Here is a 16,583-nt window from a genome sequence, read left to right on the forward strand (position 1 = left end):
CCTGCCGCGTCAGACGTTCGACACCAGCAACCTGATCCCCGCCACGCCGAATACGACGGCGAGACACGCTTCCATCGCGCGCCGGCCGCGCACGTACAGCCGGCGCGCGCCGTCCATCGAGAACACGAGCGCATAGCCGCCGAACACCAGGCACCCGATCACGATGCAGCCCGGCACGACGGCGCCGTGCGACGCGCCCGCGCCGTTCGACGACAGCGCGACGATCGACACCCACACGAGGATCGCTTTCGGATTGGTCAGGTGCAGCATCGCGCCGCGTACATAGAAGCGCGACAGCCGCTGCTCGCCCGCTGCGTTCGTCGACACCGCTGCCTTGCCCGACCACGCCGTGCGCCCCGACTTGAACGCGAGCCACAGCAGGTACAGCCCGCCGAACAGCTTGATCGCGACCAGCAGCTTCGACCACGCGAGCAGCGCGGCCGACACGCCGAGCGCCGCCACCGTCGCCCAGCACATCGACCCGGAAATGACGCCGAGCGCGAACGCGAGCGCCGCCTTGCGGCCCTGGTTCGCGGCGACCGACATGATCGCGAGGTTGCTTGGCCCGGGGCTGGCCGTCCCGATGAAATAAGCCGTGTAGGCCAGCAGCAGGTTGGCCGAGAAGAAGGCGTGGACGCTCATGTCGAACCTCGCAGGGATGATCGACGCATTGTTGGCAAACGCGCGCCGTCTGCCCATGGACAATTGGCCGACAATTCGCTGGGCCAGTTGGACGGGGCGCGCATCCGGATCGCCACGGGTCAATCCGTCTCGGATTTGAAACACCCGTCACATTCGCTGGTGGCTTTTGCCGCGCATGGCGGACATCCTGTCCCCCCGCTTCCGCCGGCCCGAACGCTTGACAGGCGCAGGCAGCACGCGCGGGCCGGCCCATTTCGTCAGACTGCCGGGGAACGCGCCACGCAATTTATCCCGGCGTTACGTTACATCCGTGAAGCATTTCGCGTCGGCGAGCCGCTCCGCGTACGCGATATGCATCGCGCCGCGCCGGTAGACCACCTCCTCGGCCCCCTCTGCCCCCCACTACCGGCGGGACTCGCCGCCCTCGTCGCGTCGCGGCTCAACAATACTCAACAATCGTCTCGCGCCGCTGGTACGAAACCTGCATCCCGTTCGGGTAACCACCGCGCCGATCACCGCGCGGACACGAACCCACCGTCGGGCGCATCCAGCGGACACGCCCGAACGATCCGAGCAAGTAACGAGGCCCTTCATGGATGCGCTGCCCAATTCGTCCGACACGTCGTTCCAGCTCTTTCTCGCGAAGCTGCTCGAACAGCCGTTGCCCGACTGGACCGAAAAACAGCAGATGGAACTCGAGATGGCACGCTCGTTGTCCACCGAAATGGTTCACCTCGCCGAGGACATGCGCGGCCGCACGCCCGATCTCGCGCGTTGTCTCGTGCTGCTCCGCTACGCGAAGGTGCTCGACTTCATGCTGACGTCGCTCGCCGCGCACCGCGACATTCATCCGCAGACGCTGCGCACGCTGTTCCGGCTCGCGAACCTGAAAGTCGACGATGCGTATCCGGCCTGAGCCGGCGCACTGCATCGGCTGCCGCGGGCGTCACGCACGGCCACGGCGGCCCTTCCCGATTCGCGGCACGCGCATGCCCGATGACCTCGCCGCATGATCTCCAGGAACCCGTTCGGTTCCGAATAGCCCCCGTGGGCACGCCATCCGCTTCCGGCACCCCGCCGGGCTGATGCCGTGCATCAGCGTGGCGGACGGCCCCGCCCCGCAAACGGAGGTACAATCGCGCGCCATGAACGCACTTCGCCGCTTCCTGCTCCGGCAAGGCGTCGCGCGACAGCTTCTGTGGGGGGTCCTCCTCGTGACGCTGCTGTCCCGCGCGCTGATGTCGGGCGCCGTGATGCTCGATCCGGACGGTCCGGATGCGGGCTCGGTGGTGCTGTGTTCGGGCCGCGGCCCGCTGATCGTCAACGTAGCCGCGCTGGCGGCCCGTTTCGATGCCGGCGCGCCGATCACACCGGCCAACGACGCGCTCGCGCTCGCCGATGCGCTCAAGCATGACGGCCATGCCGACAATGCGACCTCGTCCGGCAGCGGCGACAGCCTGTGCGCATTCGGCGCCGCGCTGTTCACCGCGCTGGCGTCATTCGTGCTGCTGGTGCTGCTGTTTCCCGCCGCCGCGCCACGGCGCTTCCGGATTCACGTCGACCGTATTCCCGTCGTGCGATCGATCCTCGACGATCGCCCACCCTCCCGCGCCCCTCCGCTGTCCTGCTGACGGTTCCGCCCCGCGGCTCGCGCACGACGACGTGCGCGCGCCTGCATGCCGTTCGTCTCACACGACCTGATTCAACCGTTCACCCGCCTGCCCGCCTCGCGCGGGCGACGCCGTCCTGCGCCGCTTCCGCGCATGGCGCCGCGCCGCCCGTTCCGTCGATGCCGGCAGGCGGGCGCAACGCGCGTTGACGTCCGCCGGCCCGTGCCGGCGCGGCCGCTCAACGAACCCGAGGAGCTGACACCATGTCGACCACCGTCGAACGGGCGATCTCGCCCGCCCAATCCGCCCACGCCGGCTACCGGACGCTCTGGCGCTGGCACTTCTATGCCGGCCTGTTCGTCATGCCGTTCCTGGTGATCCTCGCGATCACCGGCACGCTCTATTGCTTCCAGCCGCAGATCGAGCCGCTGCTGTATCCGCACCGGCTCGTCGTCGAGCCGCGCGCCACGCCGCGGCTCGATGCCGACACGTTGCTCGCGAGCGCGCGCACCGCGATGCCGGCCGGCGCGACGCCGGTGTCCGTGCAGGTCTCGACCGCGCCGGACCGCAGCGCCGAATACGTGTTCCGGCTGCGCGACGGCAGCCGCGAGAGCGTGTACGTGAACCCGTACGACGGCAGCGTGCTCGGCACGCTGAGCGTCGAGAACCGCTTCATGCAGATCGACCGGATGCTGCATCGCAAGCTGCTGCTCGGCAAGACGGGCGAGTTGCTGATGGAGCTCGCCGCGTGCTGGACCTTCGTGATGATCGGCACCGGCATCGCGCTGTGGTGGCCGCGCGGCGCGGCGCGCGTCGGGCAGGCACTGCGCCCCGACCTGTCGCTGCGCGGCCGGCCGCTGTGGAAGAACATTCACGCGACGGCCGGCATCTGGCTCGCGGCCGGCACGATCGCATTCATCCTGACGGGGCTGCCGTGGTCGGGCTCGTGGGGCAAGAACTTCAAGGCGCTGGCCGCGACCGTGAACCTCGGTGCGCCGGAAGGCGCATGGGGTGGCGGAGCGGTTCGCTCGACGCGCCCGGGTGCCGCCGCGGCGCCCGCACCTGCCCACGCAGATGTACCGTCCGGCCATCACCACGAATCCGGCGAGTCGATGCCGGGGATGGTGATGGACGACCTGCCGTTGCCGCAAACGCCGTGGGCGGTCGGCAACGTGCCCGTCCCGCATTCGCCGTCGGCGCCGACGCCGGCCCCGCTGCCGCTGGCCCGCGCAATCGCGATCGTCGCGGGCCTCGGCGTGACGAGCGGCTATACGCTCGCGCTGCCGTCCGGCGCGGACGGCGTGTTCACCGCGTCGTACTTCCCGGACGACCCGAAAGCCGAACGGACGATCTACCTCGACCAGTACAGCGGGGCCGTGCTGAAAGACATCGGCTATGACGACTACGGCGCGGTGTCGCGCGCCGTGTCGTACGGCACGTCGCTGCACATGGGCCGCTACTTCGGGCTCGCGAACCAGATCGTCTGCGCGGTGCTGTCGCTCGGGCTGGCCGCGATGGCCGTCACGGGCACCGTGATGTGGTGGAAGCGCCGCCCGGCTCGCAAGTTGGGGGCGCCGTCGCGCGAACGCGGCGCGCCGCCGATGCGCGGATGGATCGCGGGGCTCGTGCTGCTCGGCATCGTCTTCCCGCTGATGGGCGCGACGATCGTCGCGGTCTGGTTGATCGACCGTCTGCTGTTCGGCCGTGCGGCACGCGCAGCGGCCTGATTCATCGCGCGCCGGCATACGCGGCGCGCCGACGCGACACGCCCGGGCCACCGCGTGGCTCGGGCTGTTCGCGCTCGTGCTCGCGCTCGTCGCGCCGCTGATCTCGCAACTGCGCGCTGCCGCACCCGATGACGGCCTGCCGGCCGCGCCGATCTGCTCGGCAACCGGCAACACGCTCGTGGCGCACGCGCAATCGCAGGCGTCGCCCGATTCGTCGTCCGATTCTCCATCGGACAGGCATTTCGACCGCTGCGGCTATTGCGGCCTGCTCGCCGGCCATCCGCCGCTGCAGTCCGCGGTGTTGCTCTCCGCCTCCCCGGCCGTGCGGCATGCGCCGCCCGCGCCGCTGATCCCCTCTGCCCGCTACCCGTCGAAGCGCTACGCGCTCGCCGCGCGCGGGCCGCCTTCCGCCCGCGCCTGACGCACCTCGCGACCGCGCCGCCGCACACCGCGCGGCGCCGTCCGCTTCGCCTGCCCGCCCTGCCGGCGCCCGATGCCGAACCCGCGCGCGTGACCACGCGCGGCGGCCGGCGCCGCGCATGGCGCGCATCGTGTCCGACTCATCATCGTCACCCTAACCATACGTACAACGACATGTTTACCTCGACCCGTATCGCCGTCGCGCTGTCCGGCGCGATCTCCGTGCTCTTCGCGTCGGCCGCCTGCGCGCAAGGCGCCGACGCGCCCACCGATGCACCGGCCGCATCGACGCTGCCCGCGATCCACGTCAACGCACCCCGCGAGATGGACTCGCTGACATCGCAATCGACCGGCAAGCTGAAGCGCACGCTCGAGCAGACGGTCGGCTCGGTGGGCTTCGTCGATGCCGACAGCTACCGGAACACCTACGCGTTCACGCTGCGCGACGTGCTGAAGGACGTGCCCGGCGTGTTCGTCGAGAACCGCTACGGCCAGGAACTGCGGCTGTCGATTCGCGGCTCGGGAATCGCCCGTTCGTACCACACGCGCGGCCTCGAGATCCTGCAGGACGGCATCCCGACCAACCTCGCGGACGGCAGCGGCGACTACTACCAGATCGATCCGCTCGCACTGCAGGCGGTGCAGGTCTACAAGGGCGGCAACGGCCTCGCGTATGGTGCGTCGACACTCGGCGGCGCGATCGATTTCATCACGCCGACCGCCCACACCGCCGACGCGCCGAACATCCTGCGCGTGGAAGGCGGCAGCTACGGCACGGTGCGCACCAGCGCGCAGGTCTCGCGCGTGCTCGGCCCGCTCGACTTCCTCGCGAACTTCAGCGTCAACCACGCGGACGGCTACCGCGATCATTCGAAGGGGCAATACGAGCAGTTCAACGCGAACGTCGGCTACCGGTTCAGCCCGACGGTCGAGACGCGCTTCTACGTCGGCGTGTACGTCGTCGATCAGTTGCTGCCCGGCACGCTGTCGCTGTCCGACGCGCTGAACAATCCGACCAGGGCCGCGCCGAACGCGATATCGGGCGACCAGGCGCGCAACACGCGCACCGAGCGGATCGCGAACCGCACGACGGTGAAGCTCGATTCGGGCGAGCTGCAGTTCGACACGTGGGCGATCCACAAGAGCCTCTATCACCCGATCTTCCAGGCGCTCGACCAGGACGGCTGGACCTACGGCTTCGCGCCGCGCTACACGGGCCACCTGACGCTCGGCGGAATGCGCAACGACCTGATCGTCGGCGCGCGCTTCTTCGGCGGCCGCACGCAGGCGAACCAGTACGTGAACGTCAACGGCAACAAGGGCGCGCAGACACTCGATTCGACGCAGACGGCCTTCAACTACGAGGCGTACGTCGAGAACCGGCTGTTCTTCGTGCCGACCGTCGCGCTGATGACGGGCGTGAAGGTGCTGCACTCGGTGCGCGAGTACATCGACAACGGCGGGCTGCCGCGCGCCCCGAACTACAAGTCGACGAACGCGAGCTACAGCGGTGTCAATCCGAAGCTCGGGCTGCTGTGGCAGCCGGATGCGCACACCCAGGCCTACGTCGACATCACGCGCAGCCAGGACGTGCCCGACTTCACCGACCTCACGCAGACCTTCTCGAACACGACGCGCTTCACGCCGCTCGCGGCGCAGCACGCGTGGACGATCGAGTTCGGCACGCGCGGCTCGCGCGAGCGCGTGAGCTGGGACGTGACCGCCTATCGCTCGCTCGTGCGCGACCAGCTGCTGCAGTACACGACGAACCCGGATGTGCCGGCGTCGACGTTCAATGCGAACAAGACGGTGCTGCAAGGGATCGAGGCCGGCGCGTCGGTCGAGCTGCTGCGCAACGTCACCGGGCGCGGCGCGGGCGACAAGGTCACGCTGTCGGGCATCTGGAACCTGAACGACTTCCGCTTCAAGAACGACCCGCAGTACGGCAACAACCGGATCGCCGGCGTGCCGCTGAACGTGCTGCGCGCGACGCTGGGCTACGCGCGGCCGAGCGGCTTCCATATCGCGGCGACGCTCGACTGGGTGCCGTCGGGCGCGTGGGCCGACGATGCGAACACGTTGCGCGTGCCGAGCTACACGCTGCTCGGGCTGCAGGCCGGATACGACTTCCGCAACGGCCTCTCGCTGTTCGTCGACGCGCGCAACCTGACCAACAAGCGCTATGTGAGCGACATCAGCACGGTCGCCGATGCGCGCACCGCGAACACCGCGATCTTCTATCCGGGCGAAGGTCGCAGCGTGTTCGCCGGCATGCGGTACGCGTTCTGATGCCCGGCCTGACAAGAAACACCGCATTGAACAGATTCAAAGGATCTCGAAACATGAAGTTCAGATTGATGCTGCCCGCCGCCTTGCTCGCGGCCTTCTCGCCCGCCGGGCAAGCCCAGGAGAGCGATGCCGCGAGCGCCGGCGCCACGCTCGCACCGATTCGCGTCAGCGCCCAGAAGGCGACACCGCTCACGCAGCCGCTCGACACCGGCAGCCGTCTCGGCCTGACTTCGCTCGAAACGCCCGCGAGCGTCGAGCAGATCGATCGCAAGACGCTCGACACGCGCGGCGACAGCGCGATCGTCGACGCGGTGAGCCGCGCCGCCGGCATCAGCGCATCGCCGCATCCCGGCAACGGCGGCTCGGAGCTCGGCGCGCGCGGCTTCGTCGGCGCGTCGTCGGTCACGCAGCTCTATGACGGCGTGCGCCCGTACGGCGCGATCGGCATCACGTTTCCGTTCGACACGTGGTCGGTCGACCATATCGACGTGCTGCGCGGCCCGGCGTCGGTGATCTACGGCGAAGGCGCGATCGGCGGGGTCGTCAACATCGTGCCGAAGAAGCCGACGCGCGGCGCGATCCGGAACGAGCTGCAGGTCGGCGGCGGCACCGAGGGCACGGCGCGGGTCGCGTTCGGCAGCGGCGGCGCGATCAACGACAAGCTGTCGTATCGCTTCGACATCAGCGGCAACCGTTCGTCGAACTGGGTCGACCGCGGCAATTCGCGCAACCTGTCGATCTCCGGCGCGCTGCGCTACGACGTGAGCGCCGACCTGTACGTGACGGCGTCGTATGCGCAAGGCTTCCAGCATCCGATGCAGTATTTCGGCGTGCCGCTCGTGAACGGCGCGCGCGATCGCGCGCTCGACAAGAAGAACTACAACGTCGGCGACAGCGACATCGCGTTCCGCGACAGCTGGGCGACGGTAGCGGCGAACTGGCAGCCGAGCGACAGCCTGAACGTGACCAGCACGCTCTACCGGATGAAGAGCAACCGTCACTGGAAGGACGCCGAGTACTACACGTACCTGCCGTCAACCGCGCAAGTGCGGCGCAGCAGCTTCACGGAAATCTTCCACGACCAGGAGCAGTACGGCAACGTGACGGCGGCCACCGTCACCACCGCGCTGCTCGGCATGCGCAACACGTTCTCGGCGGGCTTCGAGTTCAATCACACGACGTTCCAGCACGACAACAACTCGCCGTATTCGGGCACGTCGACGGTCGATCCGTTCAACTTCGATCCGGGCAGCTTCATCAACACGGCCGGCACCTACCCGAAGTACCGCAGCCAGGCGAACCAGTACGCGCTGTTCGCCGAGAACCGGCTGGAGATCACGCCGCGCTGGTCGGTGATCGGCGGGCTGCGCTACGACCACGCAAGCGTGAACCGCGACGATCTCGTGAACGGCGGCGCGTTCACGAAGGTGTTCGCGAACACGGGCTGGCGCATCGGCACCGTGTACGACGTGCAGCCCGGCCTCGCCGTGTACGGCCAGTATTCGGTCGCGGCCGATCCGATCAGCTCGCTGCTGTCGCTGAATGCGTCGAAGGCGAACTTCACGCTCGCGACCGGCCGGCAGATCGAGATCGGCGTGAAGCAGTCGTTCCTCGGCGGCAAGGCGGAATGGACGCTGGCCGCGTACCGGATCGTCAAGAGCAATCTGCTGACGGCCGATCCGCTGAACCCGAACCAGTCGATCCAGATCGGCCAGCAGTCGTCGCGCGGGCTCGAGGCGACGGTCGGCGCGGAGATCGCGAAGGACTGGCGCGTCGACGCGAACGTGTCGATCCTGCGCGCGAAATACGACGACTTCCAGCAGACGTCCGGCGGCACGACGGTGTCGCGCGCGGGCAACGTGCCGGTGTCGGTGCCGCAGCGGCTCGCGAACCTGTGGGTGAGCTGGCGCTTCGCGCCGGACTGGACGGGCATCGCGGGCGTCAAGTACGTCGGCAAGCGTTTCGCCGACACCGCGAACCAGCTCGTGATGCCGTCGTACACCACCGTCGACCTCGGCCTCGCGTGGAAGCCGCGCAAGGACACGACGATCACCGCGCGCGCGTACAACGTGTTCAACCGGCGCTTCGTGCAGTCCGCGTACTACAACGAGACGCAATACCTGCTCGGCAACGACCGGCGGCTCGAAGTGGTGGCGAACTACCGGTTCTGATGCGGCGCGATGCGGTGCGCCACACCCGCCGCCGGTGTGCATGCCCTGCGGCGGGGGCATGCATCGCGACCTCACCGCGAAGGCGCGGCCACTCACGCAACCGCATGAACGCCCTGGATCGGCGCACAGCGGCGGCCCGACGAACCCCTCGCCGGGCCGCATGACCGCGCGTCACGCACGCGTGCCCGCCGCGCGCCCCGCCATCCACTTCCGGTAGCGCCGCGTCTGGCACTGCGCGGCCAGTTGCTGCCCGACCAGCGCGCGCAGCGGCGACACCTGCGGGTGCGTGCGCCGGCCAACGCTCAGCCGCGTGAGCTGGAACTTGACGACCGCCATGTTGGCCAGCGCGCCCAGCGCCTTGTTCTTCCAGCGGATCGGTTCCAGCACCGGCGCGCTGTCCTTGCCGGCCCGCCAGTCGCGCGGCAGGTTCGGCTCAATCGACAGCGCGGTCGCGATGCCGACCATCGCCACGCCGCTGTCGACCACCTGCTCGGCCACCACGCGACGCCGGATGCCGCCCGTGACCATCAGCGGCATCCGCGCAACCGCCGTGATGTCGCGCGCGAACTCGAGGAAATACGCTTCGCGGGCCAGCGTGCGCCCGTCGCGTGCCTCACCCTGCATCGCCGGCACTTCATAGCTGCCGCCCGACAGTTCGACGAGATCGACGCCGAGCGGATTCAGCAGTTCGACCACGCGCTTCGCGTCGTCCGCGCTGAAGCCGCCGCGCTGGAAATCCGCCGAGTTCAGCTTGACCGCGACCGCGAATTGCGGCGACACCGTCGCGCGCACGTCCCGCACGATGTCGAGCAGCAGGCGTGCGCGATTCTCGATGCTGCCGCCCCACGGGTCCTGCCGGCGGTTCGTCAGCGGCGACAGGAACTGGCTCAGCAGATAGCCGTGCGCCGCGTGAATCTCCACACCGGTGAAGCCGCTCTGCTCCGCGAGTTGCGCGGCGCGCACGAAGCGCTGCTGCACGTCGGCGATATCGGCCGGCGTCATCTCCTTCGGCACCGGGAACTGCTTCGACAGCGCACCGAGCGCGAGCGGCACGGCCGACGGCGCGAGCGTCGTCTGGCCGAGCGCCGCCTGCATCTGGCGCCCCGGGTGATTGATCTGCATCCAGACCTGCCCGCCGCCCGAGCGCGCCACCTGCGCCCAGCGGCGGAAGCGGTCGAGATGCGCATCGCTCTCGAGCACGACGCCGTTCGGCCCCGTCATCGCGCGGCCGTCCACCATCACGTTGCCGGTCAGGATCAGGCCGACCTGGCCATCGGCCCACGCCTGGTACAGGCGCAGCAACGCGTCGGACGGTGCGTGGTTCGCATCGGCCATGTTCTCTTCCATCGCGGCCTTGGCCAGACGGTTCGGAATCACCGCCCCGTTGGGCAGTGTCAGCGGTGTAAACAGGTTCATGGAGGGCACCCTCAATTGACGATGCCCAACGATAACTTTAAAGTCAACTTTAAGGTCAAGCCCTTTTGGAGCGCAGCATGAAAATCGGCGAACTGGCGAAGGCGAGCGGCCTCGCGGCGTCCCGCATCCGCTTCTACGAAGCGAGCGGGCTGCTCGAACCGGCCCGTCGGCAGGCCAACGGCTATCGGGAATACGGGTCGGAAGCGTTGACGCGGCTCGCGATCATCGACCGCGCGCAGCGCGCGGGTTTTGCGCTCGACGAGATCCGCGCGGTGTTGCCGCCCGATCTCGGCGCGTGGCCGCGCGACGAGCTGCTGGTCGCGCTGCGGCACAAGGTCGACGAAATCGTGCTGCTCGAACAGCGTCTCGCGCAGAACCGGCAACATCTAGAGGTGTTGATCGACGAGATTGAGAACAAGCCGGAGGGCGAGGATTGCACGGAAACCGCGCAACGGATGCTCGACCGCCTGTGCGCGCAGGCCGAAGAAGCGCCGGCGTCGGCACCGGTGTCCGCGCCGGTCCCGCGGCCGACACGCAAGCGCGCATGACTGGTTACGCTGCGTCACCTGACAAACAATCAACCTCCGCGGCGGCGAGACGAGTCGACGCGCGTGCGCCGGCTTCCCCGGCGCGACTTCACGACCCGATCCGCATGACGCTCCCCCGCACCACAGGATTCCTCGTCGCCGCACTGCTGACGTTCGGCATCGGCAACGCTTGCGCCAGGACGTGCGCCGATACGCCTGCATCGTTCGCCTGCCCCGCCGCCCCCGACCTTCCGGACGAGATCGTCGCGCAGCTGCCCGCCGGCTACGAAGCGATGGACGCCGCGTCAGGGCGACTGACCGACAGCCCCCATGTCGGCTATGTCGTCGTCGCGCATCAGCCCGACGACTCGATGCGCAAGGCGTCGCCGCGTCCGCTGATGATCTTCCTGCCGGGCAAGGACGGGCACTACCGGCTCGCGGCGCGCAACGACGCCGTGATCATGAAAGCCGACGAAGGCGGAATGGGCGACCCGTATCTGGATGGCGTCGCCGAGAACGCGCTCACGGTCGAACCGCGCACCTTCACGGTCGAACAGGGCGTATTCGCGGGCCATGACCACTGGCGCGACCGTGTCACGTTTCGCTACGACAACGCGCATCGCACGTGGGTGTTCCATCGCGAGGTGTTCCGGAACTGGCGCTTCAACGACGATCCGAACGGCGATGCGCTGAAGGCCGACCCGGTGCGCGTCACGCGCGCCAATGCGGCGAAAGCGGTCACGTTCGAAGCGTGGCGGCCGGGTTACTGGTGTGATTCGGCCGAGCGGCGAGGTAGCGATCCGGCTTGCAGCAAGACGCGTTGACGGTGACGCAGCGCCGCCGTGCTGCCGTGCCGCGACTGACGATGCGTGCGGATAAGCGGTATGCACGGACGCTGCCGCGCCGCACGCGCAGTGTGTCTGCCGGCACGCGCCTGCCCCCTTCGCCGCGCAGATTTGCTTACGTCGCAGGTAATCGACGCGCGCCGCCCGCGCCACGATGATGGCTCCATCGACGCACGAAGCGCATCACATCAAGGAGCCCGCCATGACCGCCTACGCCATCGCCCACCTGCACGACGTCGAGATGGGCGACGACATCGTCGAATATCTCGAACGCATCGACGGCACGCTCGCGCCTTTCAGCGGTCATTTCGTGATTCACGGCGCGCGGCCGGAGGTACGTGAAGGCGTGTGGCGCGGCGACCTGATCGCGATCGCGTTTCCCGATCTGGACACGGCGCGCGCGTGGTACGAATCGGATGCGTACCGGCAGATCCAGCCGCTGCGCGCGCGGCACGCGAGCGGCCCGCTGATCCTGATCGACGGCGTCGACGCGCGGCACAAGGCGACCGACATCCTGCGCTGACGAAGCATTACGCGCCGCCGGTCGCCAATCGGGCTGTTGGGCCGCCACGCGCCGACGGCGGCGTTACATCCCTTCGAGCGGCTGCCCCGGCTCCCACGCGTCGACCGTCGCCTTCGCTTTCTCCCGATCGCGCGCCGACAGCACGCCGTCGAGCTCGGCGGCCGATACCTCGGAGAACTCGACCTTGCGGCTGCCCTTTGCGGATTTCAGCGCCGCGAGGTAGAACGTGTACGCGGTCAGCTGGTTCTGCTTCACGCCACGGCCTTTCTGATAGAGCGTCCCCATGCTTTCGAGCCCCAGCGGATCGCCCTGGCGCGCGGCCGAACGATACAGCGCAGTGGCTTTGTCGAGGTCCGCGGGCAGCTTCAACCCCATGTCGTACATCAAGCCGAGCGCGCTCTGCGCGGGCGCGTAGCCACGGTCGGCTGCCAGCTGGAAGCAATCCGCGGCCACGCGGAAATAGCGCTTGGCCGGATCCTCTTCACGACGGAACAGCCGCCACGCGATATCGTCGATCCGTACGGCCATGTCGTACTGCATCTTCACGTCGCCATGCTGGGCGGCGATGAAGCTCCACTTCACCGCCTGCTCGTCGTCCCTGCCCGGGTAGCGGTAGTACTTGCCAAGCAACGCGGCTGCTTCGGCGTTACCCGCGTTCGCCGCGGTCGTCAGCTCGGGGATGGCGGTCTGGTAGTCCTTCTTCTCGTAGGCGGCCAAGCCGTCCTTCAGGTCGGCAAATGCCGGCGCAACGGCCAGCGCGGCGCACAGCGCCAATAGGGTTTTTTTCATTGCTCTCGATATTGTGATTATTCGATCGGATTGCGGCGAAGCACGACATCGTGCCCCCACGTGTCGCGCTTCGCATGCAGCCGTCCGGTGCGTATCGTCGTTCTGCGGCCCCGCATGGCGGAACCTGTCGCACCGGATGGCTTTCCTTTTACCGCAATCGCAAATCCGTCGTCAATGAAGCGGCCCTCGCCCCACCGTGCCGGCTACCCCTTGCGCTCCATCGGCTCGCCGACGACGAACCCGCCGCCCTGGAACCGCTGCGCGGGATCATCGTAGTCGGCGGTCGGCGCCGTCACCGGGAACAGCCCGGCGAATTGCTCGGAGCTGTCACGCGGACGGAAGCCGAGGAAACCGGCCTTCGTGTTGTCCCACCACTTCACCGGGTTGTCCGACGCGCCGTACACGATCGCGTGCCCGACGCGGTTCGTCAGCAGCGAGCAGCGCACCAGCTCGATGAAATCGCGGTAGCTGAGGAACGTCACGAGCATGCGCGGATTCTTTGGCACTTCGAACGATGAGCCGATCCGCAGGCACACGGTCTCGATCCCGAAGCGGTCGAAGTAGTAGCGCGACAGCGATTCGCCGAAGCACTTCGTCACGCCGTACAGGCTGTCGGGGCGCAGCGGCGAATCGGCGTCGAGCACTTCCGTGACCGGATGGAAGCCGATCGCATGGTTCGAGCTCGCGAATACGACGCGCTTCACGCCGTGCTTGCGCGCGGCTTCGTACAGGTTGTACGTGCCGGTGATGTTCGCGCCGACGAGATCGTCGAACGGCGCATCGACCGAAATGCCGCCGAGGTGGACGATCGCGTCCACGCCGTCGACGAGCTGCATCACCGCGGCCCGGTCGGCCAGGTCGACGACGCGGGTTTCTTCATGCGCGGCCGCGTCGCCGAGCGTCGCGATGTCGCTGACGCGCACGACGTCGGCCCAGTCGGCGAGCGCGCCGCGCAACTGGCGGCCGAGGTTGCCGGCCGCGCCTGTCAGCAGCAGGCGCCCGAACGGTTTGCGCGCGCCGGTGGATGAGGCGTTCATTGAATCTCCTTGCATCTGACCTGAAATCTGACTGAATCGGAAAACGTTTTCCAACTATACGCGGGCGCACCGCCGAACGTCAATGGTCGACCCCGGTGGCAGCCATCCGCACTTTCCCGATATCGGCGCGTGGCCGCGCGTGCCCTTTTTCTGCCACAATCCGGCCTTACGGAACGAAAACGTTACCCTTCGAATGAAAAAAGTTTCCCCGACGATCCGCGACGTGGCGGCGGAAGCCGGCGTGTCGGTCGCGACGGTCTCGAAGTACGTGAACGGCACGCAGCGCTTCTCGCCGACCGTCGAGGCCCGGCTCAAGGAGGCGATCGAGCGGCTCGGCTACCGTTCGAACCCGCTCGCGCGCTCGATGATCACCGGCCGCACGCGCACGATCGGCCTCGTGATCCTCGACATCAGCAACCCGCACTTCACGAACGTGGTGAAAGGCGCGAACCGCGTCGCGCTGCAGCACGACTACACGCTGCTGCTCGTCGATACCGAGGAGAGCCAGGCACGCGAACGCTCGCTGATCGAGGCGCTCGCGCAGCGCGTCGACGGGCTGATCGTCAGCACGCGGATGCCGGATAACGAAGCCGGCTGGATGCTCGATCTCAACAAGCCGCTCGTACTGCTGCGTCGCAGCCCCGGTCTGCCGATTCCGAGCGTCGGCATCGACAACCGGCTGTCGACCTACATGCTTGCTCGCCACCTGCTCAATCTCGGCCATACGCGCATCGCGTATCTCGGCTTCGGCACCGCACGCGTGAACGACGAACGGATCCAGGGCGCGCGCGACTGTCTCGCGGAAGCCGGGCTCACGCTCGACGTGCACGATGCGCATGCGCCGACCGCCGAAGCCGGCGAGCGTGCGTGTTCGCGCGTGATGCTCGGGCCGCAGCGCCCGCAGGCCGTGATCTGCTACAACGACCTGATCGCGCTCGGCTTCATGAAGGAGGCCACGTCGCTCGGCTTCCGGCTGCCGCAGGACGTGTCGGTCGCGGGCATCGACAACGTGCCGTACGGCGAATACGCGGCGCCCGCGCTGACCACCGTCGACATCCAGAGCGAGAACATGGGCGAGCTCGCGATGCAGAAGCTGATCGACGCGCTCGCGGGCCGCACCGATGCGAGCTATTCGACGTTCGAGCCGCGGCTGATCATGCGCGCGTCGACGGCCGCGGTCGGCTGAGTTTCCTGTTTCGCGCCTGCAAAAGAAAACGCGCCGCCCAAGGGCGGCGCGTTCGTTTGCGGACAAGCGGTCACGCGATTACGCGTCGAGCTGCGCAGGCTTCATCTTCGGCGTGAGCATGTGCATCACGCCCAACGCGATCAGGTAGGCCGACGCGCCGATCGCGAACAGCACCCAGTAGTGGCCCGTGCGCTGCAGCACCTGGCCGATCACTTCCGAGAACAGCACGCCGCCGATCGAACCGGCCATCCCGCCGATGCCGACCACCGATGCCACCGCGCGGCGCGGGAACAGGTCGGACGCCGTCGTGAACAGGTTCGCCGACCAGCCCTGGTGCGCGGCGGCGGCGAGGCCGACGATCAGCACCGCGGCCCACAGGCTCTGCACCTGCGACACGAACGCGATCGGCAGCACGCAGCATGCGCAGATCAGCATCGCCGTCTTGCGCGCGCCGTTCACGCTCCAGCCCGCGCGCAGCAGCATCGACGACAGCCAGCCGCCGCCGATGCTGCCGACCGTCGTCAGCGCATAGATGCAGACGAGCGGCAGGCCGATGTGCTGCATGTCCATCCCGCGCGATTCGTTGAGCCACTTCGGCAGCCAGAACAGGTAGAACCACCACACCGGGTCGGTCAGGAACTTGCCGATCAGGAACGCCCACGTCTCGCGCTTGCGGATCAGTTCGCCCCAGCGCGGCGCGCCGGCATTCGCGTTCGCCGCGTCGAGCGCTTCCGCTTCGTCGCGCGGCTCGTCGTATTCGGCGGCGAGCGCGCGCGTATCGGCCTGGCGATAGAGCACGAGCCACACCGCGAGCCACACGATGCCGATCGCGCCGACGATCACGAACGCCGCGCGCCAGCCGTAGGCCACCGCGATCGCCGGGATGATCGCCGGTGCGAACACCGCGCCGATGTTCGCACCCGAGTTGAAGATGCCGGTGGCGAGCGCGCGTTCGCGGCGCGGGAACCATTCGGCCGTGGTCTTGATCGCGGCCGGGAAGTTGCCGCCCTCGCCGATGCCGAGCAGCGCGCGCACGAACGCGAAGCCCATCACCGAGCCGACCGCCGCGTGCAGCATCGCGGCGATGCTCCACACCAGCATCGCCAGCGCATACGAGATGCGCGTGCCGAGCCGGTCGACGATGCGCCCGAAGCCGAGCAGGCCTAGCGCATAGAACGCGGAAAACGCCATCACGATGCGGCCGTACTGCACCTGGCTCCAGCCGATGTCGTGCTGGAGCATCGGCGCGAGCAGGCCGAGGATCTGCCGATCCATGTAGTTGATGACGGTCGCGAAAAACAGCAGCGCACAGACGGTCCAGCGGTAGCGGCTGGCGGCCGCGCGCACGGCGCCGACGACGGCAGATTGCATGAATGTCTCCGATGCGCGGCCGCGCCCGTC

Annotated in this window: 15 protein-coding genes; 10 read left to right on the forward strand and 5 right to left on the reverse strand. The window is 68.2% G+C overall.

What is annotated here, in order from left to right:
- Positions 1 to 9 precede the first annotated feature (9 nt).
- On the reverse strand, positions 10 to 642 hold the full coding sequence (locus tag CFB45_RS28135) for a LysE family translocator (protein WP_089429177.1): 633 nt from the start codon (positions 640 to 642) through the stop codon (positions 10 to 12).
- Between the two features lie 592 nt (positions 643 to 1,234).
- On the opposite strand from CFB45_RS28135, the gene CFB45_RS28140 reads away from it, so the two are divergent.
- The 6 genes from CFB45_RS28140 (at position 1,235) to CFB45_RS28170 (ending at position 8,859) form a co-directional block, all read left to right on the forward strand.
- A complete protein-coding gene (locus CFB45_RS28140; RefSeq protein ID WP_021162626.1) occupies positions 1,235 to 1,558 on the forward strand; it encodes a hypothetical protein in 324 nt (107 codons plus the stop codon).
- 229 nt (positions 1,559 to 1,787) lie between these two features.
- Positions 1,788 to 2,273 carry a hypothetical protein gene (locus tag CFB45_RS28145; protein WP_089428358.1) on the forward strand — a complete coding sequence of 162 codons (486 nt, stop codon included), beginning with the start codon at positions 1,788 to 1,790 and terminating at the stop codon, positions 2,271 to 2,273.
- A 242-nt stretch (positions 2,274 to 2,515) separates the two neighbouring features.
- Positions 2,516 to 3,979, forward strand: a complete 1,464-nt coding sequence (locus CFB45_RS28155; protein ID WP_089428359.1) for a PepSY-associated TM helix domain-containing protein — start codon at positions 2,516 to 2,518, stop codon at positions 3,977 to 3,979.
- Positions 3,957 to 4,400, forward strand: a complete 444-nt coding sequence (locus tag CFB45_RS28160; RefSeq protein ID WP_144025237.1) for a DUF2946 domain-containing protein — start codon at positions 3,957 to 3,959, stop codon at positions 4,398 to 4,400. The genes CFB45_RS28155 and CFB45_RS28160 overlap by 23 nt, the downstream gene beginning before the upstream one ends.
- A 173-nt stretch (positions 4,401 to 4,573) precedes the next feature.
- The gene (locus CFB45_RS28165) at positions 4,574 to 6,688 is read left to right on the forward strand and encodes a TonB-dependent receptor family protein (protein WP_089428360.1); all 2,115 of its coding nucleotides are present in this window, start codon (positions 4,574 to 4,576) and stop codon (positions 6,686 to 6,688) included.
- 53 nt (positions 6,689 to 6,741) lie between these two features.
- Positions 6,742 to 8,859, forward strand: a complete 2,118-nt coding sequence (locus tag CFB45_RS28170) for a TonB-dependent receptor (protein ID WP_089428361.1) — start codon at positions 6,742 to 6,744, stop codon at positions 8,857 to 8,859.
- Between the two features lie 171 nt (positions 8,860 to 9,030).
- Here the strand turns inward: CFB45_RS28170 and CFB45_RS28175 are convergent, their stop codons facing one another.
- Complete coding sequence (locus CFB45_RS28175; protein WP_089428362.1) at positions 9,031 to 10,275, reverse strand: NADH:flavin oxidoreductase/NADH oxidase family protein; 1,245 nt, start codon at positions 10,273 to 10,275, stop codon at positions 9,031 to 9,033.
- 77 nt (positions 10,276 to 10,352) lie between these two features.
- On the opposite strand from CFB45_RS28175, the gene CFB45_RS28180 reads away from it, so the two are divergent.
- From CFB45_RS28180 to CFB45_RS28190, 3 genes are all read left to right on the forward strand, one after another.
- Complete coding sequence (locus CFB45_RS28180; protein WP_089429180.1) at positions 10,353 to 10,823, forward strand: MerR family transcriptional regulator; 471 nt, start codon at positions 10,353 to 10,355, stop codon at positions 10,821 to 10,823.
- Positions 10,824 to 10,927: 104 nt separating this feature from the next.
- Positions 10,928 to 11,626, forward strand: a complete 699-nt coding sequence (locus CFB45_RS28185) for a hypothetical protein (RefSeq protein ID WP_089428363.1) — start codon at positions 10,928 to 10,930, stop codon at positions 11,624 to 11,626.
- A gap of 223 nt (positions 11,627 to 11,849) precedes the next feature.
- Complete coding sequence (locus CFB45_RS28190; RefSeq protein WP_089429181.1) at positions 11,850 to 12,170, forward strand: DUF1330 domain-containing protein; 321 nt, start codon at positions 11,850 to 11,852, stop codon at positions 12,168 to 12,170.
- A 63-nt stretch (positions 12,171 to 12,233) separates the two neighbouring features.
- Here the strand turns inward: CFB45_RS28190 and CFB45_RS28195 are convergent, their stop codons facing one another.
- Together CFB45_RS28195 and CFB45_RS28200 are read right to left on the reverse strand one after the other, a co-directional pair.
- Complete coding sequence (locus CFB45_RS28195) at positions 12,234 to 12,959, reverse strand: tetratricopeptide repeat protein (RefSeq protein ID WP_089428364.1); 726 nt, start codon at positions 12,957 to 12,959, stop codon at positions 12,234 to 12,236.
- Positions 12,960 to 13,162: 203 nt separating this feature from the next.
- Complete coding sequence (locus CFB45_RS28200; protein ID WP_089428365.1) at positions 13,163 to 13,996, reverse strand: NAD-dependent epimerase/dehydratase family protein; 834 nt, start codon at positions 13,994 to 13,996, stop codon at positions 13,163 to 13,165.
- An 82-nt stretch (positions 13,997 to 14,078) separates the two neighbouring features.
- Here CFB45_RS28200 and CFB45_RS28205 point away from each other — a divergent pair, with 82 nt between their 5' ends.
- Positions 14,079 to 15,182 (forward strand): LacI family DNA-binding transcriptional regulator, encoded by a 1,104-nt coding sequence (locus CFB45_RS28205; RefSeq protein WP_089428366.1) that lies wholly within the window; start codon positions 14,079 to 14,081, stop codon positions 15,180 to 15,182.
- Positions 15,183 to 15,260: 78 nt separating this feature from the next.
- Here CFB45_RS28205 and CFB45_RS28210 read toward each other — a convergent pair whose 3' ends face one another.
- Entirely contained in the window at positions 15,261 to 16,553 is a 1,293-nt protein-coding gene (locus CFB45_RS28210) for an MFS transporter (RefSeq protein WP_069252842.1), read from the reverse strand.
- Between the last annotated feature and the right edge of the window lie 30 nt (positions 16,554 to 16,583).

It is taken from the genome of Burkholderia sp. HI2500 (genome assembly GCF_002223055.1).
Taxonomy (GTDB): domain Bacteria; phylum Pseudomonadota; class Gammaproteobacteria; order Burkholderiales; family Burkholderiaceae; genus Burkholderia.